This window comes from Candidatus Poseidoniia archaeon (assembly GCA_030748895.1).
Taxonomy (GTDB): Archaea; Thermoplasmatota; Poseidoniia; order MGIII; family CG-Epi1; genus UBA8886.
In genome coordinates, this window is record JASMLC010000061.1 from 1 (window position 1) to 548 (window position 548).

Annotated in this window: 1 protein-coding gene; it reads right to left on the bottom strand. The window is 52.9% G+C overall.

The window, feature by feature from the left end; translation table 11 throughout:
* The coding region (locus QGG57_07105) for a PQQ-binding-like beta-propeller repeat protein (GenBank protein MDP7007922.1) at positions 1–548 on the bottom strand (548 nt) is incomplete at both ends.

Sequence of the window (548 nt, forward strand, 5' to 3'; positions counted from 1 at the left end):
AGGTAAACTTTCCTAGTATTAGAACCATCACTTTGAGATCCAGCTGTGATGTATTCTCCATCTGATGAAATTGACACTGATTCAACATCAGATCCAGTGGAGTAACTCCATAGAGGAGTACTGCTATCCTTGTCGAAGAGGTAGACCTTGTTGTCCACCGATCCAGCGGTAATGTACTCTCCGTCCGCCGAAATTGCCACATCCGATACAGTACTTCCAGCAGTGTAGCTCCAGAGAGGCGTGCTGCTGTCCTTGTCAAAGAGATAAACGTAGTCGTCATAGGAGGCTGCAGCAATGTATTTGCCGTCTGCCGAGATGGTCACCGAACGCACCCCCTCTCCGGCAGTGTAGTTCCAGAGGGGTGTACTGCTGTCCTTGTCGAAGAGGTAGACCTTGTCGTCCCAAGAGCCAGCTGCGATGTACTCGCCGTCCGCCGAGATGGCAACCGAGTACACCGTACTCCCAGTGGTGTAGTTCCAGAGCGGCGTGTTGCTGTCCTTGTCGAAGAGGTAGACCTTGCCATCGCCGGAGCCGGCGGCGATGTACTC